At 74.3% G+C, this 25,293-nt stretch carries 24 protein-coding genes; 11 read left to right on the top strand and 13 right to left on the bottom strand.

Annotated features, from left to right (window positions below):
* Positions 1-8 precede the first annotated feature (8 nt).
* Both K5O09_RS08415 and K5O09_RS08420 read left to right on the top strand, forming a co-directional pair.
* Positions 9-1,067: a quinone-dependent dihydroorotate dehydrogenase gene (locus K5O09_RS08415; protein ID WP_222172307.1), complete on the top strand. Its 1,059-nt coding sequence runs from the start codon at positions 9-11 to the stop codon at positions 1,065-1,067.
* Between the two features lie 5 nt (positions 1,068-1,072).
* The gene (locus K5O09_RS08420) at positions 1,073-1,309 is read left to right on the top strand and encodes a hypothetical protein (protein WP_255596238.1); all 237 of its coding nucleotides are present in this window, start codon (positions 1,073-1,075) and stop codon (positions 1,307-1,309) included.
* An 80-nt stretch (positions 1,310-1,389) separates the two neighbouring features.
* Here K5O09_RS08420 and K5O09_RS08425 read toward each other — a convergent pair whose 3' ends face one another.
* On the bottom strand, positions 1,390-2,850 hold the full coding sequence (locus K5O09_RS08425) for a PLP-dependent aminotransferase family protein (protein ID WP_222172309.1): 1,461 nt from the start codon (positions 2,848-2,850) through the stop codon (positions 1,390-1,392).
* A gap of 61 nt (positions 2,851-2,911) precedes the next feature.
* Between K5O09_RS08425 and K5O09_RS08430 the strand changes: the two genes are divergently transcribed.
* Positions 2,912-3,673: a hypothetical protein gene (locus K5O09_RS08430; protein WP_370635553.1), complete on the top strand. Its 762-nt coding sequence runs from the start codon at positions 2,912-2,914 to the stop codon at positions 3,671-3,673.
* A gap of 62 nt (positions 3,674-3,735) precedes the next feature.
* Here the strand turns inward: K5O09_RS08430 and K5O09_RS08435 are convergent, their stop codons facing one another.
* Together K5O09_RS08435 and K5O09_RS08440 are read right to left on the bottom strand one after the other, a co-directional pair.
* Entirely contained in the window at positions 3,736-4,743 is a 1,008-nt protein-coding gene (locus K5O09_RS08435; protein WP_222172310.1) for an aldo/keto reductase family protein, read from the bottom strand.
* A gap of 32 nt (positions 4,744-4,775) precedes the next feature.
* A complete protein-coding gene (locus K5O09_RS08440; RefSeq protein WP_255596239.1) occupies positions 4,776-5,387 on the bottom strand; it encodes a DUF3043 domain-containing protein in 612 nt (203 codons plus the stop codon).
* A gap of 32 nt (positions 5,388-5,419) precedes the next feature.
* On the opposite strand from K5O09_RS08440, the gene K5O09_RS08445 reads away from it, so the two are divergent.
* Positions 5,420-6,802, top strand: a complete 1,383-nt coding sequence (locus K5O09_RS08445; RefSeq protein ID WP_222172311.1) for a dipeptidase — start codon at positions 5,420-5,422, stop codon at positions 6,800-6,802.
* A gap of 227 nt (positions 6,803-7,029) precedes the next feature.
* Here K5O09_RS08445 and K5O09_RS08450 read toward each other — a convergent pair whose 3' ends face one another.
* Positions 7,030-7,629 carry a DJ-1/PfpI family protein gene (locus tag K5O09_RS08450; RefSeq protein ID WP_222172312.1) on the bottom strand — a complete coding sequence of 200 codons (600 nt, stop codon included), beginning with the start codon at positions 7,627-7,629 and terminating at the stop codon, positions 7,030-7,032.
* A 125-nt stretch (positions 7,630-7,754) separates the two neighbouring features.
* On the bottom strand, positions 7,755-8,969 hold the full coding sequence (nadA, locus tag K5O09_RS08455; protein ID WP_222172313.1) for a quinolinate synthase NadA: 1,215 nt from the start codon (positions 8,967-8,969) through the stop codon (positions 7,755-7,757).
* 112 nt (positions 8,970-9,081) lie between these two features.
* Here nadA and K5O09_RS08460 point away from each other — a divergent pair, with 112 nt between their 5' ends.
* Positions 9,082-10,356 (top strand): glycerate kinase, encoded by a 1,275-nt coding sequence (locus tag K5O09_RS08460; RefSeq protein WP_222172314.1) that lies wholly within the window; start codon positions 9,082-9,084, stop codon positions 10,354-10,356.
* Between the two features lie 129 nt (positions 10,357-10,485).
* Complete coding sequence (erpA, locus tag K5O09_RS08465) at positions 10,486-10,836, top strand: iron-sulfur cluster insertion protein ErpA (RefSeq protein ID WP_222172315.1); 351 nt, start codon at positions 10,486-10,488, stop codon at positions 10,834-10,836.
* Between the two features lie 114 nt (positions 10,837-10,950).
* On the opposite strand, the gene K5O09_RS08470 is transcribed toward erpA, so the two are convergent.
* Positions 10,951-12,129, bottom strand: coding sequence for a cysteine desulfurase family protein (locus K5O09_RS08470; RefSeq protein ID WP_255596240.1), 1,179 nt, complete (start codon positions 12,127-12,129; stop codon positions 10,951-10,953).
* A gap of 250 nt (positions 12,130-12,379) precedes the next feature.
* Here K5O09_RS08470 and coxB point away from each other — a divergent pair, with 250 nt between their 5' ends.
* The 3 genes from coxB (at position 12,380) to K5O09_RS08485 (ending at position 15,557) form a co-directional block, all read left to right on the top strand.
* Complete coding sequence (gene coxB, locus K5O09_RS08475) at positions 12,380-13,279, top strand: cytochrome c oxidase subunit II (RefSeq protein ID WP_222172316.1); 900 nt, start codon at positions 12,380-12,382, stop codon at positions 13,277-13,279.
* The gene (gene ctaD, locus K5O09_RS08480) at positions 13,279-15,093 is read left to right on the top strand and encodes a cytochrome c oxidase subunit I (RefSeq protein WP_222172317.1); all 1,815 of its coding nucleotides are present in this window, start codon (positions 13,279-13,281) and stop codon (positions 15,091-15,093) included. Before coxB ends, ctaD begins: the two co-directional genes overlap by 1 nt.
* Before the next feature lie 65 nt (positions 15,094-15,158).
* Positions 15,159-15,557: a cytochrome c oxidase subunit 4 gene (locus K5O09_RS08485; protein WP_222172670.1), complete on the top strand. Its 399-nt coding sequence runs from the start codon at positions 15,159-15,161 to the stop codon at positions 15,555-15,557.
* Positions 15,558-15,726: 169 nt separating this feature from the next.
* Here K5O09_RS08485 and K5O09_RS08490 read toward each other — a convergent pair whose 3' ends face one another.
* The 5 genes from K5O09_RS08490 to K5O09_RS08510 form a co-directional block, all read right to left on the bottom strand.
* Positions 15,727-16,356: a superoxide dismutase gene (locus K5O09_RS08490; RefSeq protein ID WP_222172318.1), complete on the bottom strand. Its 630-nt coding sequence runs from the start codon at positions 16,354-16,356 to the stop codon at positions 15,727-15,729.
* Between the two features lie 304 nt (positions 16,357-16,660).
* The gene (locus K5O09_RS08495) at positions 16,661-18,418 is read right to left on the bottom strand and encodes a ubiquinol-cytochrome c reductase cytochrome b subunit (protein ID WP_222172319.1); all 1,758 of its coding nucleotides are present in this window, start codon (positions 18,416-18,418) and stop codon (positions 16,661-16,663) included.
* Positions 18,415-19,443: a ubiquinol-cytochrome c reductase iron-sulfur subunit gene (locus K5O09_RS08500; RefSeq protein ID WP_222172320.1), complete on the bottom strand. Its 1,029-nt coding sequence runs from the start codon at positions 19,441-19,443 to the stop codon at positions 18,415-18,417. The genes K5O09_RS08495 and K5O09_RS08500 overlap by 4 nt, the downstream gene beginning before the upstream one ends.
* Positions 19,440-20,243, bottom strand: coding sequence for a c-type cytochrome (locus tag K5O09_RS08505; RefSeq protein ID WP_222172321.1), 804 nt, complete (start codon positions 20,241-20,243; stop codon positions 19,440-19,442). The genes K5O09_RS08500 and K5O09_RS08505 overlap by 4 nt, the downstream gene beginning before the upstream one ends.
* Before the next feature lie 43 nt (positions 20,244-20,286).
* Positions 20,287-20,886, bottom strand: a complete 600-nt coding sequence (locus K5O09_RS08510) for a heme-copper oxidase subunit III (protein ID WP_370635556.1) — start codon at positions 20,884-20,886, stop codon at positions 20,287-20,289.
* Positions 20,887-21,118: 232 nt separating this feature from the next.
* Here K5O09_RS08510 and K5O09_RS08515 point away from each other — a divergent pair, with 232 nt between their 5' ends.
* Both K5O09_RS08515 and trpD read left to right on the top strand, forming a co-directional pair.
* Positions 21,119-21,550, top strand: coding sequence for a hypothetical protein (locus tag K5O09_RS08515; RefSeq protein ID WP_222172322.1), 432 nt, complete (start codon positions 21,119-21,121; stop codon positions 21,548-21,550).
* Positions 21,547-22,623 carry an anthranilate phosphoribosyltransferase gene (gene trpD, locus K5O09_RS08520; protein ID WP_222172323.1) on the top strand — a complete coding sequence of 359 codons (1,077 nt, stop codon included), beginning with the start codon at positions 21,547-21,549 and terminating at the stop codon, positions 22,621-22,623. Before K5O09_RS08515 ends, trpD begins: the two co-directional genes overlap by 4 nt.
* A 57-nt stretch (positions 22,624-22,680) precedes the next feature.
* Here trpD and K5O09_RS08525 read toward each other — a convergent pair whose 3' ends face one another.
* Both K5O09_RS08525 and K5O09_RS08530 read right to left on the bottom strand, forming a co-directional pair.
* A complete protein-coding gene (locus K5O09_RS08525; protein WP_222172324.1) occupies positions 22,681-22,962 on the bottom strand; it encodes an Lrp/AsnC family transcriptional regulator in 282 nt (93 codons plus the stop codon).
* A 7-nt stretch (positions 22,963-22,969) separates the two neighbouring features.
* Complete coding sequence (locus K5O09_RS08530) at positions 22,970-24,952, bottom strand: DEDD exonuclease domain-containing protein (RefSeq protein WP_222172325.1); 1,983 nt, start codon at positions 24,950-24,952, stop codon at positions 22,970-22,972.
* Positions 24,953-25,293 lie beyond the last annotated feature (341 nt).

The following is a 25,293-nucleotide window of genomic DNA, read 5'->3' on the forward strand; positions in this document are numbered from 1 at the left end:
TGGGCGGCGTGTACGGCCTCCTCTTCCGCCTGGTCTTCGCCCGCACCGACCCGGAGCGGGCGCACCACGTCGCGTTCACCTGGATCCGCCTCGCGTCCCGGGTCCCGGTGCTGCGCGACCTGCTGCGGGCCGCGCTCACGCCCCCGTCGACCGGTGCCGTGCGGGTGCTCGGGCGGACGTTCCCGTCGCCGTTCGGCCTGGCCGCGGGCTTCGACAAGAACGCCGTCGGCGTCCCCGGGCTGACGATGCTCGGCTTCGGGTTCGTCGAGGTCGGCACCGTGACGGCCCAGGCGCAGCCCGGCAACGAGCGGCCGCGCCTGTGGCGGATGGTCGACCAGCGCGCGCTGCGCAACCGGATGGGGTTCAACAACGAGGGCGCTGTGGCGGTGGCGGAGCGGCTGCGCCGGCTGAGGTCCACCGCGTCGGGCCGCGCGCTCGTCGTGGGCGTCAACATCGGCAAGACCAAGGTGACGCCCGCCGAGGAGGCGCCGCGCGACTACGCGACGAGCGCCCGCTACCTCGCGCCGTGGGCGGACTACCTGGTCGTCAACGTGTCGTCGCCGAACACGCCGGGGCTGCGGGACCTGCAGTCCGTCGACGCCCTGCGCCCGATCCTGCAGGCGACGCGCGAGGCCGCTGACGAGGCGGCCGCCGCGGCGCAGCGCCCCCGGGTGCCCTTGCTCGTCAAGATCGCCCCGGACCTCGCCGACGCCGACGTGGACGCCGTCGCCGACCTGGTCGCCGAGCTCGGTCTGGACGGCGTCGTGGCGGTGAACACCACGATCGCGCACGACCTGGGTGAGGGCGGCGTCTCGGGACCGCCCCTGCTGGACCGCGGTCTGGTGGTCGTCGCGCGCCTGCGCCACCGGCTGGGCACCGGCCCGGTCGTGGTGGGGGTGGGTGGCATCAGCACCGCCGCTGACGCCCGGGCCTACCTGGCGGCCGGCGCGGACCTGGTGCAGGGCTACACCGGCTTCATCTACCAGGGCCCGTTCTGGGCCTCGCGCATCGGCAGGGCGCTGGCGAGCGACGCTGCGGCCGCCCGCACCGCGCGGCGGCCGGCGTGACCGCCGTGCGGCCCCAGTGGGTCTGGGAGCTCACCGGTGCCCGGGGCGAGCTGCTCGACCGTCCGCTGTCGCCCGTGTTCGCGACGCGGTCGGACGCCGAGGAGTGGCTCGGGCTGCAGTGGCGCGCGCTGCGCGACCAGGGCGTGCACCGGGCGGGCCTGCGGAACGACGGCACGGCGGTGCCGCCCGTGCACGACCTCACGGTGGTGCCGGACCAGGTGACGTGGCGCCGGCCGGGTTGACGACTGCGGCGACCGTCTCGCGGTCGGACGCGTACGGGGCGCGGCGCCCGGACTGACGCCCACCGCGACGCGCGCCGCGGTCAGACCGGTGCCGGGAGCGAAGCCCCACCGCTCGCGCGGGCACGGCCGTCTCGCCCGAGTGACGCCCAGGCGAGCGCCAGGCCGTCGACCGCCTGCACGAGAGCGTCCGGGGGCGCCGTGAACGGCACGCGCAGCCGGTCCTCGAGCGTGCCGTCGACCGCGAACGCGGGCCCGGGCGCCACCCGCACGCCGTGCGCGAGGGCGAGCGCGCTGAGCGCCGACGAGACGGGCGACCCGAGGTCGACCCACAGCGACTGCCCGCCCCGCGGGACCGCGTACCGCCACGACGGCAGGTGCTCGGCGAGCAGCGACGTCAGCAGGTCCCGTCCCGACCGGAGCTGGCCGCGACGGCGCCGCAGCGGGTCCTCGCCGAGGCGCAGCAGCTCGGCGGCGACGAGCTGGTCCAGCACGGCGGTGCCGAGGTCCGCGGTGCGCCGGGCCAGCGCCAGCCGGGTGACCAGGTCGGCCGGCCCGCGGAGCCACCCGATGCGGAGGCCGCCCCAGTGGCTCTTGGACATCGAGCCGATCGCGAGCACCCGGGCCGCGCGACCGTCGCCCGACCACGGCGCGGGGGGCGGGCCGTCGAGCGTGAGGTCCGTGAGCGCCTCGTCGCCGGCCACGACGGTGCCGGTGCGCCGCGCGAGGTCGCGCACGCGGGCGCGGGCGTCCTCGTCGAGCGTGGCGCCGGTCGGGTTCTGGTGGTCGGGCACGAGGTAGACGAGCCGGGGCGCCACCTGCCGGACCGTCGACTCGAGGAGGTCCACGTCGGTGCCGCCGCGCCCGGTCGGGACGGGAACGGGCCGTGCGCCGACGGCACGGACGGCGTCCACGGCGTGCGGGTAGGTCGGCTGCTCGACGACGACACGGTCCCCGGGGCCCGCGTGCGTGGCGAGCAGCAGCGCGATGGCGTGCTGGGCGCCGGTGGTGACGAGCACCTGGTCCGGCGAGGTCGGCGTCCCGCGCTCGGTGTAGCGGTCGGCGATCGCCTCGCGGAGCACGTCGAGCCCCAGCGGCGCGTAGCCGTGCCCGGCGTACCTCGGCAGCTCCTCGACGGCGCGCCGTGCGGCCTCCGCGAGCTCCGGCGGGGCGCCGCACGCGGCGACGGTGAGGTCGACGAGCGCGGCGTCCTCGAGCGGCCGGGGTCGGCGGTGTCCCGTCCCGGAGGCGCGCGGCCGGGGGAGCGCGGTGACCGTCCCCGAGCCCTGGCGGCTGGCCAGGTACCCCTCGTCCCGCAGCACCCCGTACGCTCCCGTCGTCGTCGTGCGCGACACGCCCAGGGCGGCCGCGAGCTCCCGCTCGCCGGGCACCCGGGTCGCGAGCGGCAGGTCCCCGGCGAGCACAGCCCGGCGCAGGGCGTCCGCCAGCGCCGCGTAGGCGGGACCGGGACGGCGCCAGTGGCCCAGCAGGGTGGCCAGTGCGGGGCCAGCGATCCGGCGGTCGGAGACGAGGAGCGAGGACATGAGGCCACTGTGGCGCAAGTGGCTATCGGAGGGAAGGCCGGTCGTGGCGGAGGATGACGTCGTGACCGCCTCACCCGACGCCCCGGCTCCCGTCAGCTCGCCCGATCCGGGTCCCGCCTCGCCGCACCCCCTCCGCCCCGTCGGAGCCTCCGAGGACCGCGTCCCCGGCACCGCCACCCGCCGGGCCGCGCAGCTGCTCGGCGGCCTCGTCCTGTACGCCGCGTCGATCGCCCTGCTCGTGCACTCCGGGCTCGGGAACATGCCCTGGGACGTGCTCAGCCAGGGCACGTCCCGCCAGATCGGCTGGTCGCTCGGCACCGTGACGATCGCGTACAGCGTGGTGGTCCTGCTGTGCTGGTGGCCGCTGCGTCAGCGCCCGGGGATCGGCACCGTGGCGAACGTCGTGGTGATCGGCGTGCTCATCGACCCGGCGCTCGCGCTGCTGGACCGGCTCCCGGACCCGCTGCCGCTGCCGGCGCGGGTGGCGCTCGTGGTCGCGGGCATCGGGCTGAACGGGCTGGCCAGCGCCCTGTACATCGGCGCGCGCCTGGGCCCGGGCCCGCGGGACGGGCTCATGACCGGCGTCGTCGCCCGGACCGGCTGGCCCGTCGGCCCCGTGCGGATCGCGATCGAGGTGACCGTGGTCGCCGTCGGCTGGCTGCTCGGCGGCACCGTCGGGCTGGCGACGCTCGCGTACGCCCTCGGCATCGGGCCGCTCATCCACTGGCTGCTGCCCCGCCTCACGGTGCCGGCCGTGGCGGAGCCGGCGTCGGCCGGCGCGGGTCGCGTCAGGTCGGATGTGGAGCCCGGCGAGGGCCGCTGACCCACCCGTGGCGCGCCGGAGGGCCGGACCCCGTGGGGCGCCCGGCCCTCCGGCACGTCCGCTCAGCGCGAGGCGGGGGAGGACTTCGCCGTCTCCGCGGGGTCCGAGATCACGGCGTCGCCGAGGATGTCGTCGATCCGCGCCATGAGCTCGGCGGGGATCGTCACGCCCGCCGCCTTGACGTTCTCGACGACCTGCTCGGGCCGGGACGCACCGATGATGGCCGCCGCGACGTTGCGGTTCTGCAGCACCCAGGCGACCGCGAGCTGCGCGAGCGACAGCCCGAGCTCCTCGGCGACCGGCTTGAGCTGCTGCACGCGCTCGAGCACGTTCGGCCGGTCGAGGAACGACTTCACCATGCGCGCGCCGCCCTTCTCGTCCGTGGCGCGCGAGCCGGCGGGCAGGGGCTGACCGGGCAGGTACTTGCCGGTGAGCACGCCCTGGGCGACGGGCGACCACACGATCTGCGACAGCCCGAGCTCCTCCGAGGCGGGGACGACCTCGCCCTCGATGACGCGCCACAGCGCGGAGTACTGCGGCTGGTTCGAGACCAGGCGGAAGCCGAGGTCCTGGGCGAGGGCCTGACCGGCGCGGATCTGGTCGGCGGTCCACTCGCTCACACCGATGTACAGGGCCTTGCCGGCGCGCACGACGTCCGCGAACGCCTGCATCGTCTCCTCGAGGGGAGTCTCGTGGTCGTAGCGGTGCGCCTGGTACAGGTCGACGTAGTCGGTCTGCAGGCGGGTCAGGGAGCCGTCGATCGACTCCATGACGTGCTTGCGGGACAGGCCGGAGTCGTTCGGGCCCTTCGGGCCGGTCGGCCAGTAGACCTTCGTGAAGATCTCGAGGGACTGCCGGCGCTCGCCCTTGAGGGCCTCGCCGAGCACCTCCTCCGCGACGGTGTTCGCGTACACGTCCGCGGTGTCGAACGAGGTGATGCCGTTGTCGAGCGCGGCCCGGACGCAGGCGGTCGCGGCGTCGTTCTCGACCTGCGAGCCGTGCGTGAGCCAGTTGCCGTAGGTGATCTCGGAGATCTTGAGGCCGGAGCGGCCCAGGTGGCGGAATTCCATGGTCCCCACCCTAGGCCGAGCGGGGGCGTGCGCTAGTGCGGGTACTCACCGTGCTTGACCTGCGGCTTCGGCAGCCGGGCCCGGCGGATCTGGAACACCCGGGTGACGCTGTACATCATCATCCCGCGCTGGATGGTGTCGGGGCCGAACTTCGCGACGAGCCGCTTGCGCAGCCGGCGCCACATGATCGCCACGTCGACGACCATCGCGATGATGAACAGGTACAGCGCGACGAGGCCGAGGAACGCGATGTTCGGGTTCCAGGTCGTCAGGAGCATGTTGGCGAGCAGCATGACGATGGCGACCGGCAGGAACAGCTCGCCGAGGCTCCACCGCGCGTCGACGTAGTCGCGGATGTACCGACGGACCGGGCCCTTGTCCTTCGCGGGGAGGTAGCGCTCGTCGCCGGTCTGCATGGCGGCGTACTGCCGGTCCCGCTCGGCGCGCTGCGCGGCCCGGGCCTCCTTGGAGGCGGCCTTGCGGTCCGTGGGCACCAGCGGGCGGCGGTTGGCGGCCTCGGCAACCTTCCGCTTCGGGGTGGGACGGCCCTTGCCCCCGGGGGCCTCGGCGGTGCCGGGGGTCTCCTCGGTCAGGGGCGCCTGGGTGGTCCCGCCGGTGCTGCCGTCCTTGCTGCGTCCGAACACCCCTCCAGGGTAGTCGAGTAGCGTGAGGGTCTGTGACAGAGCCGACCTCGCCCTCCGCGTCCCCGTCCGTCCCCGCGCTGCGCGCCCGCGTCGAGGAGGCCTTCGCCGGCGTCCGCGCGGACCTCGAGGCGCTGGTCCGCGTCCCGAGCGTCTCGAACGCGGACTTCGACCAGGCGCACGTCGCCGCCAGCGCGGAGCACGTGGCCCGGCTGCTGCGCGAGGCGGGCATGCCGGAGGTGGAGGTGCTGGCCGTCGACCGGCCGGACGGCACGCCCGGCGCGCCGGCGGTCGTCGCCCGGCGCCCCGCCCCGGACGGTGCGCCGACGGTGCTGCTGTACGCGCACCACGACGTGCAGCCGCCCGGCGAGCGCGAGGACTGGGACACCGACCCGTTCGAGCCGACCGAGCGCGACGGGCGCCTGTACGGGCGCGGCGCGGCGGACGACAAGGCCGGCGTCGTCGCGCACCTCGGTGCGCTGCGCGTGCTCGGGGACGAGCTGGGCGTCGGTGTGACGGTCTTCGTCGAGGGGGAGGAGGAGGTCGGGTCGCCGTCCTTCACCCGGTTCCTCCACACCCACCGGGACCTGCTGGCGGCCGACGTCATCGTGGTGGCCGACTCGTCCAACTGGAAGGTGGGCGTCCCGGGCCTGACGACGTCGCTGCGCGGCCTCGTCGACCTCGAGGTCGAGGTCGCCGTCCTGGACCACGCGGTGCACTCCGGCATGTTCGGCGGCCCGGTGCTCGACGCGGTGACGCTGTTGTCCCGGCTGATCGCGACCCTGCACGACGACGCCGGCGACGTGGCGGTGCCCGGCCTGGTCACGGCGGCCGACCCCGCGGTGGACTACGACGAGGCGGCGTTCCGGGCCGACGCCTCCGTCCTCGACGGCGTCCGGCTGGCCGGCACCGGGCCGCTGACGGCCCGCCTGTGGACCCGTCCGACGATCGCCGTCATCGGGCTCGACGCCCCGCGGGTCGCCACCGCGTCGAACACGATCGCGCCGAAGGCCACGGCGAAGCTGTCGATGCGCATCGCCCCCGGGCAGGACCCCGCGGCGGCGCTGGCCGCCCTGCGGGCGCACCTGGAGGGGAACGCGCCGTTCGGTGCCCGCGTCACGGTGCGCGACGGCGAGCTCGGCAAGCCGTTCCAGGCGCCGGCGGACTCCCCGGCGATGCAGGCCGCCCGCCGGGCGTTCGCCGACGCGTGGGGCACCGAGCCGGTCGACATCGGCATCGGCGGGTCGATCCCGTTCATCGCGGACCTCCTCGACGTGTACCCGGACGCCGCGATCCTCGTGACGGGTGTCGAGGACCCGGACTCCCGCGCGCACGGCGCGAACGAGTCGGTCCACCTGGCGGAGCTCGAGAAGGTCGTCCTGGCCGAGGCCCTCCTCCTCTCCCGCCTCGCCCGCTGACCCACCCACCCTCCTTCCGGGCCCCCGCGGGTCCGGTCGGAGGCTCCGACGTGCGATCGGAGGTGTCCGCGGAGCCCTCCGACGGCGCGCGCCGACCTCCGAGCACGTTCGGAGCCTCCGAGCGTGCGGGAGGTCCCGGCGCGTGGGGAGCCTCCGGGGGTGCTCGGGGGGCGGGGTGCGGGCGCGCGGTGGGGGCCGGGTCGGGGTGGAGGCGGTGGCAGCAGGGGTCAGACGGGGGGCGCGGGGTCGTACTGGATGCCGCGGCGCACCGCCCGTGCGGCGTCGCGGGACTCCAGGCGCGCGACGAGGTGCAGCGCCATGTCGATGCCGGCGGACACCCCCGCCGACGTGACGACATCCCCGTCGTCCACGTAGCGCGCCTCGGTGTCGACCAGGACGCTCGGGTCGATCCGCGCGAGCTCGTCGACGGCGGCCCAGTGCGTCGCGGCGGGGCGCCCGGCGAGCAGACCGGCGGCCGCGTAGACGAGCGCCCCGGTGCAGACCGACGTCATGAGCGCCGTCTCCCGGCGCGCGCGGCGCACCCACGCCAGGTGCCCGGGGTCGTGGACGAGCGTCCGGGTGCCCTGCCCGCCGGGGTGCACGAGCACGTGCAGCGGCCCGACCTCCTCGCGCGACGTGTCCGGCAGCAGGCGCAGCCACTTCGCGCAGCGCACCCCCGCCCCGTCCGCGGAGAACGTCACGACCTCGGGGCGCAGCACGGAGTGCGCGGCCCACGACGTCAGCACGTCGAACGGCCCGACGACGTCGAGCTCCTCGGCGTCGTCGAACACGACGATCCCGACCCGCAGCGGGTGACCCGTCCCCACGTGCCCTCCTCCCGCCGTGACCCCCGGGCCGTGACCCCCGGGCGCCCGGCCGTCCGAGCCTGCCCGGAGCGGGTGCCGGCGCCGCCGGTCCCGGATCCGGGCCCTGCCGTGTCGCCGCCGGCCGGTCAGTACCCCGGCAGCGCGAGCATCTGGTCGAGCGCGACGCGCGCCCAGTGGGCGTCGTCGGCGTCCACCACGATGCGGTTGACCACCCGCCCGTCCAGGAGCGACTCCATCGCCCAGACGAGGTGCGGGAGGTCGATGCGGTTCATGGTCGAGCAGAAGCAGACCGTCGAGTCCAGGTACGAGATCTGCTTGTCGGGGTGCGCGGCGGCGAGGCGCCGGACCAGGTTCAGCTCGGTCCCGATCGCCCAGGAGGAGCCGGCCGGCGCGGCGTCGAGCGCCTTGATGATGTACTCGGTGGACCCCACCATGTCCGCGCCGGTCACGACCTCGTGCCGGCACTCCGGGTGGACCAGCACGGTGACGTCCGGCACGGCCGCCCGCACGTCCAGCAGGTTCTGCGCGCTGAACCTGCCGTGCACCGAGCAGTGGCCGCGCCACAGGATCATCCGGGCGTCCCGGAGCTCCTGCGCGGTCAGGCCGCCGCCGGGCTTGCGCGGGTCGAAGACGACGCACTGGTCGAGCGGGATGCCGAGCTGGAGCACGGCGGTGTTGCGGCCGAGGTGCTGGTCCGGCATGAACAGCACCTTGCCGGTGCCGTCGAGGCCTCCCACCTGGTCGAACGCCCACCGCAGCGCGACGTGCGCGTTGGACGACGTGCAGACCGTGCCGCCGTGGCGGCCGGTGAACGCCTTGATGGCCGCTGTCGAGTTCATGTAGGTGACGGGGACCGTGTCCTGCGCGACGCCGGCGTCCACGAGCACGTCCCACGCGTCCTCGACCTGGTCGATCGCCGCCATGTCGGCCATGGAGCAGCCGGCGGCGAGGTCCGGGAGGACGACCTGCTGGCTGTCGGACGTGAGGATGTCCGCGGACTCGGCCATGAAGTGCACGCCGCAGAACAGGATGTACTCGGCGTCGGGGCGGGCCGCCGCCTCCCGGGCGAGCTTGAACGAGTCGCCCGTGACGTCGGCGAAGTCGATGACCTCGTCGCGCTGGTAGTGGTGCCCGAGCACGAACGCGCGGTCGCCCAGGGCCGACCGGGCCGCGCGGGCGCGGTCCACGAGGCCGGGGTCGGAGGCGGCGGGCAGTCCGCCGACGCACTCGACGCCCCTCTCGGACGCCAGGTCGGCGCCCCGGCCGAGCAGGAGGAGAGCCGAGGGCGCGGGCTCCGTGAACGTGGCCGTGTCGGAGAGCAGACTCACGCGCAGGATCATCCCACAGCGCGCGCCGGGGCCGGGCGGGACCGGCGCGCGTGCCGCGGCAGGAGGGCGGAGGCGGAGGGCGGACGCGGCCGGGCGGTCCTCGGCGGCGTGCGAGGATCGCGGCGTGCACGTCCTCGTCGCCCCCGGCCGGTTCGACGCGCGGCTCGACGACGGGCCCGCGCGCCCCCGCGGCGTCCCTGCCGCGGACCCGTGGCCCGCGCTGACGGCGCCCGAGGCCGTCGACGCCGTCGTCCGGGGATGGCGAGAGGGTGCTCCCGGGGACGTGCTGGTGCCGCTGCCGCTGTCGGACGGTGGCGCCGGCCTGGTCGACGCGGTCCGGGCGGCGCGTGGCGGCGAGCTGCTGTCGGTGACGACGACCGACGCCCACGGCGCGGTGGTGCCGGGCGCGGTGCTCGTCGTGCAGGAGCCCTCGGGCGCGCGCACCGCGTACGTCGACGGCGCGCTGGCCCTCGGGGCCGCCGACCCCGACGCCCGCCCTGTCACGGACACCACGTCCGCCGGCCTCGGGACGCTCCTGGCGGCGGCGCTCGGCACGGGCGCCGGGCGGGTCGTCGTGGGTCTGGGCGGCCGGCGGACGGTCGCCCACGACGCGGGCGCGGGCATGCTCGCCGCCCTGGGTGCGGCTCCGTCCCGGGCGGCGGACGGGATCGGGGCGGCGTCCGGCCTGGGTGCCGGCGACCTGCCGGCGCTGCCGGCGCTGCGCGAGGCGCTGGCCGGGCGGGACCTCGTGGCCCTCCACGCGCACGACCTGCCCCTGACGGGTCTGGGCGGCGTCTCGGCGGACCTGGCCGAGTCGGGGCGGGTCGACGCGGGGACGGCGCAGGAGGCGGAGCGCGCCGTCGCCGCGTTCGCGCACGCGGCGGCCTCCGCCGGGGGGACCGGGGGCCGTGTGGACCTGCTCGGCGGCCACGGGGCGGGTGACCGCGGCGCCGTCCGGTGGGCGCCGGGTGCTGCACGCTCCGCGGGCTCGCGGGAGGCGCTCGCGCCGGGGTCCGGTGCCGGCGGGGGAGCGGCCTTCGCGCTGGGGCTGCTCGGCGCGAGGCTCGTCGAGGGCGCCGCGTGGGTCGCCGACGCCGTGGACCTCGCCGCGCGCGTCGCGGAGGCCGACCTGGTCGTGACCGGGTCGGGCGTCCTGGACGCGTCCGCGCTGGAGCACGGCGTGGTCGGGGCGGTCGCCCGCGCGGCCCTCCCGCTGGGGGTGCCGGCCGTCGCGGTGGCGGCGCAGCTGCGCACCGGCCGGCGTGACTGGGGCGCCGCGGGGCTCGCGGGCGGGTTCGCCGTGCTGGAGCGCCCGGAGGACGCCGTGCGGTGGCGCCTCGACCCGGCCGCCGCCCTGCGGGCCCGGGTGCCGCGCATCGCCCGCACCTGGTCGCGCTGACGGGACGCCCGCGCGCGGGCGTACATTGGGAACAGATCGTGCGGCGGCGCAGTTGTGGTTGCCGTGACCGTCCCTCGGCGCCCGCTCGCGCGCGCCGGCGACCGATGCCCGACCTTGTCAGGAGACACCATGAGCGAGACCACCGAGACCGCGACGCACGGCGTCGCCCTCACCGACGTCGCGGCCGACAAGGTGCGCAGCCTCCTCGAGCAGGAGGGGCGCGACGACCTGCGCCTGCGCATCGCGGTGCAGCCCGGCGGCTGCTCGGGCCTCATCTACCAGCTCTACTTCGACGAGCGCGTCCTGGACGGCGACGCCCTGCGCGACTTCGACGGCGTGGAGGTCGTGGTCGACCGCATGAGCGTGCCGTACCTCGAGGGCGCGACGATTGACTTCGCGGACACGATCGAGAAGCAGGGCTTCACGATCGACAACCCGAACGCCGGCAGCAGCTGCGCCTGCGGCGGGTCGTTCAGCTGACGTCGGGTCGCATCGCAGCACCGCCTCGGGAGCCCCGGACCGCACCGGTCCGGGGCTCCCGCGCGTCCCGGGCGTCGCACCTCCGGGCGGGCGCCCGTCGAGGGGGCGGGCCGGCTAGAGGTCGCCGGCGCCCGCGTCCCGCCGCAGCCCCGCGACCACGCCGGGCAGGACGTCGCAGAACCGGTCGACGTCGGCCGCGGTCGTCCCGCGGGGGAGCGACAGCCGAACGTTGCCCTGGCTCAGCAGCCCCATCGCGGCGAGCACGTGGCTGGGTGTCTGGGTCGCGGAGGTGCACGCCGACCCGGACGCCACGGCGAAGCCGGCGCGGTCCAGGGCGGTCACGACGGCCTCCCCGTCCACGTACAGGCACGAGAACGTCAGCACGTGCGGCAGCCGCTCGCCGTGCGCCGCCGGCCCGGCGACGTCGACGAGGGGCAGGGCGGAGACCCGGTCGCGCACCCGGTCGACCAGGGCCGCGCGGTCGTCGTCGGCCCGCACCCGGGCGTGGGCGTGCTGGAGGGCGACCGCCGCGGCCAGCGCGGCCGGCACGGCGACGCCACCGGGGAACCAGCGGTCCTCGTCGGGCGGACCGACGGGGGACCGGCGCACGCCCGCGCGCGTCACGAGCACCGCGACCCCGGGGGGCGCACCCACGTCGCCCGGGTCGAGCGTGAGCACGTCCCAGGCGTCGCCGACGGGCACGTGGCCGGACGACGACCCGGCGTCGACGAGCAGCGGCACACCCGCGGCCCGTGCGGCGGCGTGCGCCTGCTCGACCGGCTGGAGCGCGCCGACCTCGCCGTTCGCGTGCTGCAGCGCCGCCAGCGCGACACCGGGACCCGCGACCGCCTCGGCGAACGCGCCCGGGTCCACGCGCCCGAGCCGGTCGACCGCGACGGTGACGCGGGTCCCGCCCGGCCCCTCGGAGACGGCGAGGTCCGCCGCGTCGAGCACGGCCATCCGCTCGACCGCGGACGTCACCACCGAACCACCGGCGCGCCGGCGGCCGCGGGCCACCGTCCGCACGGCGCCGTGCAGCGCCGCCGTGTGGGAGGGCGCGAGGTCGACCTCCTCGGTCCGCGCCCCGACGAGCGCCGCGACCGCCTCCCGGGCGCCGTCGAGCAGCGCCCGCGCCCGCCGGCCTTCCGAGTGCAGCCGCCGCGGGTCGGCCCAGCCCTCGTCGAGTGCGGTCAGGTACGCCTCGCGGGCCTCCGGCAGGACCGGGGCGCGGCCCGCGGAGTCGAGGACCACGCGTGGCGGGACGTTCGGCACGGGGGCGGGCTCGGTGCTCACTCCCGGCACGGTATCCGGCCCGGGGGCCCGGTCGCGGCACCCCCGGGGGCGCAGGCCGCGGCCGCAGGGAGTGATCCAGATGACACTGCGTCATCTCGTGCGCCGGAAACGCGGTTCTGAGGCCACGAGCAGCCTGTCCTCGCGCTACGCTGCACGGGATCGAGGACAAAGGTCCTAGGTGGACTTCCCCGTCGGACGGTGCACGGCCCGACGCGTCGCGGCCGACGGGGACCGAAGTGGAAGGCCCCCGGTGCGCTCGCAGACCCCCCGCCGCCCGAGGCGGACCCGACTGGCCGTCGCGGGACTCGCGACCGTCGTCGCGCTCGCGCTCGCCGGATGCTCGCCCGAGGCCCAGCGCGGCTGGCTGCCCGGCGACTCCGACAACGAGATCACGAACCAGACCGGCCGGATCACCAACCTCTGGGTCGGCTCGTGGGTGGCCGCCCTGCTGGTCGGCATCCTCGTCTGGGGTCTGATCCTGTGGTGCGTCGCGGTGTACCGGAAGCGCAAGGACGACGACCAGCTCCCGGTGCAGCTCCGCTACCACGTGCCGCTCGAGATCATGTACGTCGTGCTCCCGATCGTCATGGTCGGCGTGCTCTTCTACTACACGGCACGCGACATGACGGAGATCCAGGACACCTCCGCCGAGCCCGACCTCACCGTCCAGGTGATCGGCAAGCAGTGGAGCTGGGACTTCAACTACGTCGACGACGACGTCTACGACACCGGCCAGCACGCGCAGGAGATCGGCCGCACCGGCGTCCTGGCGGACCAGCCGACGCTCTACCTGCCCGTCGGCGAGCGCGTCGAGTTCGTCCTCGACTCCCGCGACGTCATCCACTCGTTCTGGGTGCCGGCCTTCCTCTACAAGCAGGACATGATCCCGGGGCGGACGAACACGTTCCAGGTCGTGCCGCAGGTCGAGGGCGAGTACCTGGGCAAGTGCGCCGAGCTCTGCGGCGAGGAGCACTCGTCGATGCTGTTCAACGTGAAGGTGGTGTCGCGCGAGGAGTACGACGCGCACATCGAGGACCTGCGGGACGCCGGCCAGGACGGTCAGCTGGGTCTCGAGTACAACCGCCTGCAGGACGTGCGCGTCACCGGTGAGGGTGGCAGCGACGCCGAGGGCGACGAGGGAGAGGGCTGATGGCCGCCACCGTCGAGGTCGTCCCGGGGCTCGCGCCCCGACGGCAGACCCTGGGCCGCACGATCGTCAAGTGGGTCACGTCGACCGACCACAAGACGATCGGCTACATGTACCTGATCACCGCGTTCGTGTGGTTCGCCGTCGGCGGCCTCATGGCGCTGCTGATCCGCGCCGAGCTGTTCGAGCCGGGCATCCAGGTGGTGCAGAGCAAGGAGCAGTACAACCAGCTCTTCACCATGCACGGCACGATCATGCTGCTGCTGTTCGCGACGCCGCTGTTCGCCGCGTTCGCGAACATCATCATGCCGCTGCAGATCGGGGCCCCGGACGTCGCGTTCCCGCGCCTCAACGCGTTCTCCTACTGGCTGTACCTGTTCGGCGGGCTCATCGCGGCGGCGGGCTTCCTCACGCCGCAGGGCGCCGCGTCCTTCGGCTGGTTCGCGTACGCGCCGCTGTCGAACTCGGTGTACTCACCGGGGGCCGGCGGGGACCTGTGGGTGTTCGGCCTCGCGCTCACCGGGTTCGGCACGATCCTGGGCGCCGTCAACTTCATCACCACGATCGTCACGATGCGCGCACCCGGCATGACGATGTTCCGGATGCCGATCTTCACCTGGAACACGCTCATCACGAGCCTGCTGGTGCTGATGGCGTTCCCGCCGCTGGCTGCGGCGCTGTTCGCGCTCGGCGCCGACCGCCGGCTGGGCGCGCAGGTGTTCAACCCCGAGAACGGCGGCGCCATCCTGTGGCAGCACCTGTTCTGGTTCTTCGGGCACCCCGAGGTGTACATCATCGCGCTGCCCTTCTTCGGCATCGCGACGGAGATCCTGCCGGTGTTCAGCCGCAAGCCGGTGTTCGGCTACAAGGGCCTGGTGTACGCGACCATCGCGATCGCCGCCCTCTCCGTCACGGTGTGGGCGCACCACATGTACGTGACCGGTGCGGTCCTGCTGCCGTTCTTCGCGCTGATGACGATGCTCATCGCCGTCCCCACGGGCGTGAAGTTCTTCAACTGGATCGGCACGATGTGGCGCGGCAAGCTGACGTTCGAGACGCCGATGCTGTGGACGATCGGGTTCCTCACGACCTTCCTGTTCGGCGGCCTGACCGGCATCATCCTGTCCAGCCCGGCCCTCGACTTCCACGTCTCCGACACCTACTTCGTCGTCGCGCACTTCCACTACGTGGTGTTCGGCACCGTGGTGTTCATGATGTTCGGCGGCATGTACTACTGGTGGCCGAAGTTCACCGGCCGGATGCTCAACGAGCGGCTCGGCAAGGTCCACTTCTGGCTGCTGTTCATCGGCTTCCACATGACGTTCCTGGTCCAGCACTGGCTCGGTGCCGAGGGCATGCCCCGCCGGTACGCGGACTACTCGCCCGAGGACGGCTTCACCTGGATGAACCAGGTGTCGACCATCGGCTCGATGATCCTCGCGATCTCGACGCTGCCGTTCCTGTGGAACGTCTACATCACGTGGCGCCGCGCGCCGAAGGTGACCGTGGACGACCCCTGGGGCTACGGGCAGTCGCTCGAGTGGGCGACGTCCTGCCCGCCGCCGCGGCACAACTTCACGTCGCTGCCGCGGATCCGCTCCGAGCGCCCCGCCTTCGACCTCCACCACCCGGAGGTCGCCGCGATGGACCACGTCGAGCCCGAGCCCGGGTTCTTCGACTGGGAGGCGGAGCGGTCCGGCGAGCAGGGCGTCGCGCGTGACCGGGTCGAGAACGGCGGCGGCGAGCAGGACCAGTCGTCGGCGACGATCGTGGACGACCGCCCGCGGGGCGACGACGAGGAGGGGCGCGCGCGATGAGCAGCCTGCACGAGCCGGGGGCCCGGCCGTCCCCGACGGGCAGCGGTCAGCGGCCGCGGCACGCGATGAAGGTCGAGCCGTACCTGTTCCTGGGTGGTGTCCTGTTCTTCGTCCCGGTCGGCCTGCTCTACGCCTGGTGGAGCGACGGTGAGCCCGTCGGAACGGTCGGCATCCCGCTGGTCGGCGGTCTCGTCGGGATGATCGGCGGGTACCTCCTGCTGGTGTCCCGCCGCATCGACGCCCGGCCCGAGGACGACCCCGAGGCACTCGTCGCCGAGGGCGCCGGCGACCAGGGTGTGTTCAGCCCCTGGAGCTGGTGGCCCATCACGGTCGCGGCGGCGGGCGCGGTGGCGTTCCTGGGCATGGCCGTGGGCTGGTGGCTGCTGTACGTCGGTGCCGCGCTCGGCGTCATCGGCCTGGTCGGCTGGATCTTCGAGTTCTCCCGCGGTCAGCACGCTCACTGAGCGCGGACGCACCGCACGGACCACGGGCCGGGCACCCCACGCGGGGAGCCCGGCCCGTGGCGCGTGACCCGGGGCCGCGCCCAGGCCCTGGACGCGTCCCGCGCCCCGGACGCGCCGAGGGCCGGCCACCCCGCGGGGCGGCCGGCCCTCGGCCCGGCGGCGTGCGGCGTCAGAGCGCCGGGACGATGAGCCCCGAGGTCTGGCTGCGCGCGCGGGTGAAGCGCTCGCCGGCGTCCGCCCAGTTCACGATGTTCCACCACGCCTTGACGTAGTCCGCCTTGACGTTGACGTAGTCGAGGTAGAACGCGTGCTCCCACATGTCGAGCACCACGATCGGGACGAGGCCCAGCGGGATGTTGCCCTGCTGGTCGTAGAGCTGCACGATGACGAGCTTCTGACCGATGGAGTCCCAGGCGAGGATCGACCAGCCGGAGCCCATGATGGTCGTGGCGTTGTTCGTGAAGTGCGCCTGGAACTTGTCGAACGAGCCGAAGAACTCGTCGATCGCCGCGGCGAGCTCGCCGACCGGCTTGTCGCCGCCCTCGGGGGAGAGGTTCTGCCAGAACACCGAGTGGTTCACGTGGCCGCCGAGGTTGAACGCCAGGGTCTTCTCCAGGCCCGCGACGGCGCCGAAGTCACCGGACTCCCGGGCCGCCGCGAGCTTCTCCAGCGCGGTGTTGGCGCCGGCCACGTACGTCGCGTGGTGCTTGTCGTGGTGCAGCTCCATGATGCGGCCGGAGATGTGCGGCTCCAGGGCCGCGTAGTCGTAGGGCAGGTCCGGAAGGGTGTAGTCAGCCATCAGTGCCTCTTCCTGCTCGGGTCGCGGCGCTTGGTGCCGCGACGGCGTTCTGGCAGCAGGCGCGCGCCGCCGCGGGGCTTCGCGCACCTGCCTCTGTCGTACCACGTCCCGGGGCGCGCGGCCCGGGGGACGGCGGGACGGAGGCGGTCCGGGGACGTGCCTCCCACTGGCTCCAACGACCGGTGGTCGTGGATGATTCCCCAGGTCACGGCCACATCGACCCGCGCCGGCGGGTGCCACCACGGCCGCAGGGCCGGCCGCGCGTCGAGGTGACGCGTGACCGGCCCTGCCGTCGTGCGGGGTGTCAGCGGCGTGCCGTGCCCTTGGTGCCCTCGGTGTCCTCGGGCTCGGGGGCGAGCTGACGGGCGCCGGGCCCGGCGCCGATCGCCTCGTGCTGCTCGTCGTGCGCCGCGGGCAGGGCGTCGTGCCCGCCGTGCGACTGGGCCGCGGCGAGCTCGGCCGGGGTGACCGGCTCCACGCGGTCCTCGTAGAACACGCGGGACAGGCGCTGGCGCAGCAGGTCCTTGCGGTACCCCTTGCGCCGGACTCCCCGCGAGTCCTCGGCCGGCTCGATCTCGATGGGCCGGCGCGGCTCGTGCTGCACGCGCAGCCACCGCTCGTGCGCGTCGAGGGGCTTGTGCACCTCGATGTACTCGCCGGAGGCGAACCGGACGATGCGCCCGGTCTCGTGGCCGTGGAGCACGACCTCGCGGTCCTTGCGCTGCAGCGCCAGGCAGATCCGCTTGGTCAGCCAGAACGCGATCGCGGGGGCGACGAAGATCAGCACCCGGAACGTCCACGTGATGTCGTTGATCGACAGGTGGAAGTGCGTCGCGATGAGGTCGTTCGACCCGGCGAGGATGAGGATGAAGAACGCCGTGAGGAACGAGACGCCGAACGCGGTGCGGAACGGGGCGTTGCGCGGGCGGTCGAGCACGTGGTGCTCGCGCTTGTCACCCGTGGCGAACGACTCGATGAACGGCCACAGGGCCAGCGTCGTGAACAGCAGGCCGGGGATCACCACGCCCGGCACCAGGATGTTCATCGAGACCGTGTACTGCCCGATGACGAACTCCCAGCCCGGCATGAGGCGCAGGCCGCCCTCGAGGAAGAGCATGTACCAGTCGGGCTGCGCGCCGGCGGACACGACGCCCGGGTCGAACGGCCCGTAGTTCCAGACGGGGTTGATCGTCATCGTGGCGGCCATCAGCGCGATGACCGAGAACACGACGAAGAAGAACCCGCCGGCCTTCGCCACGTACACCGGGAACAGCGGGTAGCCGACGACGTTCTTGTCGGTGCGCCCCGAACCCGGGTACTGCGTGTGCTTGTGCAGCACGACGAACAGCAGGTGCAGGCCGATGAGCGCGAGGATCAGCGCCGGGACCAGCAGCACGTGCACGGTGAACAGGCGCGGGATCAGGTCGGTGCCGGGGAACTCGCCGCCGAACAGCGCGAACGAGATGTACGAGCCGAGGATCGGGATCGCGCGGGCCACGCCGTCGGCGATCCGCAGGCCGTTGCCCGAGAGCACGTCGTCGGGGAGCGAGTAGCCGGAGAACCCGGCGAGCAGGCCCAGGATCATCAGCGTGAAGCCGACGACCCAGTTGAGCTCGCGCGGCTTGCGGAACGCGCCCGTGAAGAACACGCGCATCATGTGCGTGACGATCGCGGCCATGAAGATCAGCGCGGCCCAGTGGTGGATCTGCCGCATCAGCAGCCCGCCGCGGACCTCGAACGACAGCCGCAGCGTCGAGGCGAACGCCTCGGACATCTGCACGCCGTCCATCGAGGCCCACGGGCCGTGGTAGTGCACCTCGTTCATGGAGGGCACGAAGAACATCGTGAGGAACGTGCCCGAGATGAGGAGCACGACGAAGGAGTAGAGCGCGATCTCGCCCAGGAGGAACGACCAGTGGTCGGGGAAGATCTTGCGCGCGAACTCCTTGATCGCGGTGCCGATGCCGGTCCGCTGGTCGAGGTAGTCGGCGGTGGCGGCGGCGGCGCGTGCGCCCGCGGTCGGCGGTGCCGAGGTCTGCGGAGGGGAGTCGACGGTGCTCATGTCAGGCGCTCCCAGAAGGACGGGCCGATGGGTTCGTTGAAGCCGTCCTGCGCGACGAGGTAGCCCTCGTCGTCGACCGTGATCGGCAGCTGGGGCAGCGGGCGCTTGGCCGGGCCGAACACGACCTTGGCGCCGTCGGCGGCGTCGAAGGTCGACTGGTGGCACGGGCACAGGATGTGGTGCGTCTGCTGCTCGTACAGGGCGACGGGGCACCCCACGTGGGTGCAGATCTTCGAGAACGCGACGATGCCGTCGTACGACCAGCCCTCGCCCTGCTCGGAGCGGATGTCGCGCGGGTCCATGCGGATCATCAGCACGACCGCCTTGGCCTTCTCGTTCAGCGGGTGCTCCGCCTCCTCGAGGCCCTGCGGGATGACGTGGAACACCGAGCCGATGGTCACGTCCGACGCCTTGATGGGCCGGCCGCTCGGGTCGATGGTCAGCCGCGTGCCGCGGCGCCACATCGTGTGCTTGGAGCGCGCGACGTTCCAGTCGCCGCCCAGGTTGCCCACCAGGGGCACCGCGATCGACAGCGGGAACAGGGCGAGCGAGGTCACCATCGCGCCCTTGAGGACGCCGCGGCGGCCGATCGACGAGTCCTTCGCACCCTCACGCAGGGCCTCGACGGCCTTGGCGCGGTTCTCGGGGGAGGACGCCGTGGGGTGGCGGTCCTCGGCGCGCTCGTGGTCGTTCATCAGGGACTTCGCCCAGTGGACGGCTGCGAGGCCGATGCCCGCGAGGCCGAGGAACAGCCCGAGGCCGAGCAGGAGGTTCGACAGCCGCATGCTGCCGACGGTCTCGCCCGGGGGGACGAGGGCGTACGCGACGACCGCGCCGATCGTCCCCAGGATCGAGACGGTGAACAGGACGACGACCTGCCGCTCGGCGCGCTTCTGCGCCCTCGGGTCGGTGTCGCCCACGCGGGCGCGGTGCGCCTCGAGGCCCGGGTCCTCGAACCGCTCGGGCGCGGGCGCGGCGCCGTCCCGGGTGGTGAGGTCGGTCGAGGGGTCGTGGTGCGTGCTCACGAGGACTTGGCTCCGATCCAGACCGAGGCGGCGATCAGCAGGCCGATGCCGACCACCCAGGCCCACAGGCCCTCGCTGACGGGACCGAGCGAGCCGAGGGAGAGGCCGCCCGGCGACCCGTCCCGCTGCTCGTCGAGGTACGCGATGATGTCGCGCTTCTCGTCCGGGGTGATGTTGGCGTCGTTGAACACCGGCATCGACTGCGGGCCGGTGAGCATCGCCTCGTAGATGTGCGTGGGCGTGGTGTCGTCGAGCGCGGGGGCCCACTTGCCCTGGGACAGCGCGCCGCCGGCACCGACCGCGTTGTGGCACATGGCGCAGTTCGTGCGGAACAGGGCCATGCCGTTCGCGGCGTCACCGAGGCTCGGGTCGACCTGCTCGGCCGTCGGCACCGCCGGGCCGGCGCCCAGCGAGGCGACGTAGGCCGCGAGCTTGTCGATGTCGTCCTGGGTGAACTGGACGGGCTTGGCCTGGATCTGCTGGCCGTTCATCTGGGCGGGCATGCGACCGGTGCCGACCTGGAAGTCGACCGCGGCCGCGCCGACGCCGATCAGGGAGGGGCCGCCGGCGCCCCCGTCGACGGCCTCACGACCCTCGGCGGTCGGGCCGTGGCAGGTGGCGCAGTTGGCCTGGAACAGCTTCTGGCCGTCGGCGATGTCGTTCTCGCTGGCCGCTGCCGGCGCCGCGTCGGCGCTGGCGGGCTGGGCGATCGCGTACACCGCACCGGTCAGCAGCAGCGCCAGCAGGAGCAGCACGACCGGTGCGGACCGGTGGTGCCTGCGGGCGGCGAGTGCCTTCACGGATGGATCCTCGTCTCGGGCGTGCGGGGGGCTCGGGGAGTCGTCACTTGATCAGGTAGATCGTCGCGAACAGCGCGATCCAGACCACGTCGACGAAGTGCCAGTAGTAGGACGTGACGATCGCGGTCGTCGCCTCGTGGTGCCCGAACCGCTTCGCCGTGAAGGACCGGCCCAGGAGGAACAGGAACGCGATGAGGCCGCCGACCACGTGCAGGCCGTGGAAGCCGGTCGTGAGGTAGAACACCGAGCCGTAGGGGCTGGACGAGATCGTCAGGCCCTCGTGCACCAGCTCCGCGTACTCGAAGATCTGCCCGCCGATGAAGAACGCGCCCATGACGTAGGTGAGCGTCATCCACTCGTTCATGCCCCAGCCGCGGACGTTGAGCAGCGAGCCGGATCGCACCGGCTGGAACCGCTCCGCGGCCCACACGCCCATCTGGCAGGTGACCGACGACAGCAGCAGCACCGTCGTGTTGACCGCCGCGAACGTGACGTTGAGCTTCTCCGTCTGGACGGCCCACTCCTCGGGGACCGTCGAGCGCAGCGTGAAGTACATGGCGAACAGGCCCGCGAAGAACATCAGCTCCGACGCGAGCCACACGATGGTGCCCACCGACACCGGGTTCGGTCGGTTGACGCTCACCCGAGGAGCGGACGTGGGGGCAGCCGTTGCGGTCGTCACGCACGTCAGTATGGCCGAAAACCGCTGCGCATGGGTCCCAAGTCCTAGGGCGTCGCCGAGGTTTCTGTCACACCGTCACCTCGTTCCGGCCCGTCCGCCGCGGATCCGGGCACCTGCGGACCACTGGCACCCCGGCGTGCCAAGATGCAGGGCGGGGACCCCCGTCCCGCCCCGCACCGAGTGAAGGACCACCATGGCCGCTGACCGCCTCACTGCCGACACCTCCGCCGAGCAGGCCGGACCGCGCATCCTCCTCTACAGCGACGACCTCGACACCCGCGCCCAGGTGCGGCTCGGGGTCGGCCGGCGCCTGCGCCGCGGCGCGCCGGACATCGAGTGGACCGAGGTCGCGACGCCCGCCGCCGCGCTCGAGCAGGCGGAGGCCGGCGGCTACGACCTGTTCGTGTTCGACGGCGAGGCCGCGAAGGTCGGCGGCATGGCCCTCGCGCGGCAGGTCAAGGACGAGGTGTTCGGCTGCCCGCCCGTGCTCGTGCTGACCGGCCGGCCGCAGGACGCGTGGCTCGCCGCCTGGTCCGACGCGGACGCCGTCGTGTCCCAGCCGCTCGACCCCGTCGAGCTGCAGAGCGCCGTCGCCGGGCTGCTGTCCGGCGCCCCCGCGGCATGACGCAGGGCGCGGGGCCCGTGCCCTCGGCGACGGCGGTGACGTGGCCGGACCTGCTGGCGTCCCTCGTGGCGCGGCAGGACCTCACCGAGGCGCAGACCGCCTGGGCGATGGACCAGATCATGTCCGGCGAGGCGTCGCCGGCTCGCATCGCCGGGTTCCTCGTCGGGCTGCGCGCCAAGGGCGAGACCGTGACCGAGCTGACGGCGCTCGCCGACACGATGCTCGCCCACGCCCTGCGGTTCGAGGCGCCGGGCCGGGCCGTCGACATCGTGGGCACCGGCGGGGACCGCGCGCACACCGTCAACGTCTCGACCATGGCCTCGCTGGTCGTGGCCGGCACGGGCGTGCAGGTCGTGAAGCACGGCAACCGGGCCGCGTCGTCGTCGTCCGGGTCCGCCGACGTCCTCGAGGCCCTCGGGATCCGGCTCGACCAGACCCCCGAGCGCGTCGCCGCCCTGGCGTCCGAGGTCGGCATCACGTTCTGCTTCGCCCTGACGTTCCACCCCGCGATGCGTCACGTGGCGGTCGCCCGCCGCGAGCTGGGCATCGGAACCGTCTTCAACTTCCTCGGCCCGCTCACCAACCCGGCGCAGCCCGCCGCCGCGGCGATCGGCGTCGCAGACCCCCGCATGGCCGGGCTCGTGGCCGGCGTGCTCGCGCGGCGCGGGACGGAGGCGCTGGTGTTCCGGGGCGACGACGGTCTCGACGAGCTGGCGCCCACCGGCACCGCGCACATCTGGCACGTCACCGGCGGCGCCGTCACCGAGCACGTGCTCGACCCCGTCGCCGACCTCGGGCTCGCGCCGCTCACCGTCGCCGACCTGCGGGGCGCCGACGCCGAGTTCAACGCCGGAGTCGCCCGGGCCGTCCTCGCGGGTGAGCACGTGGCGTCCCGCGAGACCGTGCTGCTCAACGCCGCCGCGGCCCTCGTCGCCGACGGGTCCCTGGCCGGCACCGGCGCGGACGGCGGCGGGCTCGTCGACCGGCTGCGCAGCGGCCTCGAGCACGCGGCACGCGCCGTGGACTCCGGGGCGGCCGCGGATGTCCTGGCGCGCTGGAGCGCGGCGAGCTGAGCGGGCCGCGCGCCCGGCGGTGACGAGGGGCCGCCGGGGCGGTCGCGTCGGGTGCTGTCAGTCCTCGATGCCCAGGGCGAACGCCTGCTCGAGGTCGTGCTGGGAGTACGTGCGGAAGGCGATGAACGTCTGCGTGCGGACGACGCCCGGGACCTTGCTGACCCGGTCCGCGATGATGTCCGCCAGCTCCTCGTGCTCGCGCACGCGCACCATCGCGATGAGGTCGACCCCGCCGGTGACCGAGTAGACCTCGCTCACCCCGGGGATCTCGGCGATCGCCGCGGCGGCCTCGGGGATGCGCGCGGCGTCGGTGTCGATGTGCACGATGGCGGTCAGCATGACGACATCATGCCGCGCCGGCGGCGCCCGCGGGGTCGTCCCGCGCCGCACGACCCGCGTCGGTGGCCACAGGCGGGACTCGGGTCGGGGTCGACGGGTCGCCGGGGGCGGACGGCCCGTCGGGCGCGGGGGGAGGTGCTGCGTCGGCACGTCCCGGGGTGTCGTGCGGTGCGGAGGGCGGCGTCGCGGCATCGCGTTCGAACTGCGCGTCGCGCTCGGCCCGCGCCTCGGCCTCGGCGTCCTCGAGCCACGCGGTGCCGACGGCCGCCGCGGGGTCGGTGCGGGCCTGCGCGGAGCGCACCGGGTACGACCACGGCGTGCTGACGGAGACGATCCTCACGCCGGGACGCCCGAGCCAGCCGAGCACCAGGTCCGCCTCCTCCGGGTGCCCGGCGGGGGCGGGCGGGACAGGGGGCTCGACGTGCTCCCCGCTGGCGCGCAGGGACTCGACGGCCGGGGTGGGGTCCGTCCGCGGCGGCACGAGTGCCGTCCCGGCGAGCCGGCCGTACCGCACGAGCACGAGCTCCCAGCCACCCGTGTCCGTGCGCCGGGCCGCGACGAGCTCGGCGCACTGCGACAGGGGTGCCAGGCGCTGCGACCGGGCCGATCCCCGGAGGAACGCCGCGAGGCGGTCCCGGACGGTGGCGGCCTCCTCGTACCGCTCCCGCCGGGCGAGCGCCGCGATCCGCCCGGAGTGCGCGTCCACGACGCCCGCGGGGTCGACGGTCATGGCCTCCCGGACCCGGTCGACGGTCGCCGCGTGCTCGGCCGCGGCCCCGGGGCGGACGCACGGGGCCGGGCAGCGGCCGATCTCCGCGAGGTGGCACGCCGTGGCGCCCGCCGCGGGCACGGCCGGCAGCCGCGAGGTGCAGCGGCGGATCGGGAACGCGTCGTGCAGGGCCTCGACCGCGGACTGGGCCGCCGAGCGCGACGAGAACGGGCCGATGTGGGTCGCGCCCGGGCGGACCTCACGCACGACGGACAGGCGCGGGAACGGTTCGTCGGTGAGACGGATCCACGGCATGCGCTCAGGCGCCCGGGACCGTCGGTTGTAGCGGGGGTCGTGCTCTGCGATCAGGCGCAGCTCGCGGACCTGAGCCTCGAGCGGCGTCGCGCACACCACGGGCGTGACCGACTCGGCGACGCGCACCATCTCCCGCATCCGGGAGCGCTTCTCCGCCGCCGTGAAGTACGACCGCACACGCGAGCGCAGCGACCTCGACGTCCCGACGTAGAGCACCTCGTCGCGCGGTCCCCGGAACAGGTACACGCCCGGGGCGTCCGGCAGCCCGTCGGCGAGGTGCCGCTTGCGCCGGATGTCCGACGGGACCGCGTCGCCCGCCGTCGCGAGGTCCTCCAGGTGCGTGATGCCGAGGGGCGCGAGGCGGCTCAGCAGGGCGTGGAGCACGTCGACCGTGGCCCGCGCATCGGCCAGGGCCCGGTGCTCCGGCGTGGTCGTCGCGCGGAACAGGGCGGCCAGCGTCGAGAGCTTGTGGTTCGGCGCCTCGTCCCGCGTCACGACGCGTCGGGCGAGCCTGACCGTGTCGACCACCGGGAAGCCCGGCCAGGCGTGCCCCGTCTCGGACGCGGCCGCCTTGAGGAAGCCGACGTCGAAGGGCGCGTTGTGCGCGACCAGCACGGCGCCGCGCGCGAACTCCAGGAACGAGGGCAGCACCGACCCGATCCGCGGCGCCCCGACGACCATCGCGGTCGTGATGCCCGTGAGGACCTGGATCTGCGCCGGCACCGGGCCGCCCGGGTCCACCAGCGTCTGGAACTCGCCGAGCACCTCGCCGCCGCGCACCTTGACGGCGCCGATCTCCGTGATGGCGGACGCCCCGGGTGCCGCGCCGGTCGTCTCGAGGTCGACGACCACGAACGTCACGTCCGACAGCGGGGTCCCGATGTCGTCCAGCGTGACCTGCACCGGCCGGCCCGCGGGCTGCCGCGTGAGGTCCTCACGCGGGGGCACGGGGGAGCGGAACACCATGACAGGGACGGTATCGGCGGGGTCCGACATGCAGGCGGCGCCTCCGTGGCTGGAACGGCCGGCGCCGCGGCCAGGCTCAGGGTGCGCGCGTGCGCCGGCGCCTCGGGGCGGGCGGACGCGGCGACGGCCTCGACGAGGATCTCGACGGGAGCCGTCGACGGGTCGAGGTCGTCGAGCCACGCCGCGAGCGACTGGTCCGGCTCCGCCCGGGCGACGGCCTCGATCCCGCCGAGGAGGCGGGTCCGCGCGCGCCGCGCCGCGAGGTGCGCGGGTTCCGGCGGCGCGCTGGCTCCGGAGGCGTGGGCGACGGACCGGCCCCGACGGTCCTCTCCGGCGTCGTA

Origin of the sequence: Cellulomonas sp. C5510 (genome assembly GCF_019797765.1) — a bacterium.
Lineage (GTDB): Bacteria > Actinomycetota > Actinomycetes > Actinomycetales > Cellulomonadaceae > Cellulomonas.